General features: G+C 47.8%; 1 protein-coding gene. It reads right to left on the reverse strand.

Going from position 1 to position 1,334, the window contains the following annotated elements; all coding sequences use genetic code 11:
- Positions 1 to 258: 258 nt before the first annotated feature.
- Positions 259 to 1,263 (reverse strand): IS110-like element IS4321 family transposase, encoded by a 1,005-nt coding sequence (locus OH663_RS25950; RefSeq protein WP_022542389.1) that lies wholly within the window; start codon positions 1,261 to 1,263, stop codon positions 259 to 261.
- Between the last annotated feature and the right edge of the window lie 71 nt (positions 1,264 to 1,334).

Genomic DNA, 1,334 nt, shown 5'->3' on the forward strand with positions numbered 1-1,334 from the left:
GAATCTATGGTCACTCCCGTTTTTGCAACACCGATTTTGACGACAAGTTGGCTTGCTTGAATCTATCCGGCGTCTGAATGGGATTTTATTCCCGCGCCTTGATGAGTTCCGCGCCTGATGAACCTCCAGAAAATATACGGCTTCAATGAGCCTTTCCGTTTTACAGGTTCCTCAACAGGCCGGTGGGCCGTTAGTATCATCAATATCAGTATTCGCAAAACCAGATCAGTAATTCTTTAAACCGGTGTATTTCTGCCGTTATGCTACATAAGTTTGCTGTCGTGCCGTTAGGGCCCAGGCTATTCTGGCCAGCTTGTTTGCCAGAGCACAAGTGACGACAAAGTTGCTTTTCCGGCACAGTAAATCCCTGACCCAATCGGCCAATTTGCCAGACTGGTGTTCCAGTTTTTGTATGAATACCCTGGCACATTGAACCAACAAAGTTCGGATCTTTTTATTACCTCGCTTACTAATTCCCAGCAATGTCGTCCTACCTCCCGTGCTGTACTGCCGAGGTACAAGCCCTGTTGCCGCCGCAAAGTCACGGCTGCTGGCGTACTGCTTCCCGTCGCCAATCTCAGTTGAAATAGTACTCGCTGTCAGTGTTCCGACGCAGGGAATGCTCAGCAAGCGCTGTCCAACCTCATCTTCGTCCAACTTTCGTTTCAACTGGGATTCCAAATCTTTAATCTGCTCAACAAGATAGTGATAATGCTGTTGTAATTTCAGCAATAACTGGCTGAGGTAAAGAGGCAAACTATTATCCTCAAGAAGGGTACTCAGTCGGCTAATAACGGCAGCTCCTCGGGGAACGCTAATGCCAAATTCCAGCAGAAAAGCATGCATTTGATTGGTTGTTTTTACCTTATCCTGAACCAGGGATTCACGGACACGATGCAGAGCCCGCATTGCCTGCTGAGATTCCGTTCTGGGCTGCACAAAACGCATAGACGGACGCGATGCAGCTTCACAAATAGCTTCGGCGTCGACAAAGTCGTTTTTATTGCTTTTAACGAACGGGCGGACAAATTGTGGTGATATCAGCTTTGGGGAATGCCCCAACTCTTCCAACTTGCGTGCCATAAAGTGAGAACCGCCACAGGCTTCCATCGCGATGGTTGTTGCCGGGCATGTCGCCAAAAATTCGATCAACTTTGGCCGGGTAAATTTTTTACGGTAAACAGCCTTCCCGCGACGATCCTGGCAATGAATATGGAAAGAGTTTTTACCCAGATCGATACCAATGAGCGCAATGTTTTCCATGATAGTTCTCCGAATGAAAGCCTGTCCTCAGCATAGTACCGGGAAGGAGGGAGTGACCATCTCATTAAATA

Source organism: Citrobacter sp. Marseille-Q5395, assembly GCF_947057495.1.
In the GTDB taxonomy this organism is placed as follows: domain Bacteria; phylum Pseudomonadota; class Gammaproteobacteria; order Enterobacterales; family Enterobacteriaceae; genus Citrobacter; species Citrobacter murliniae.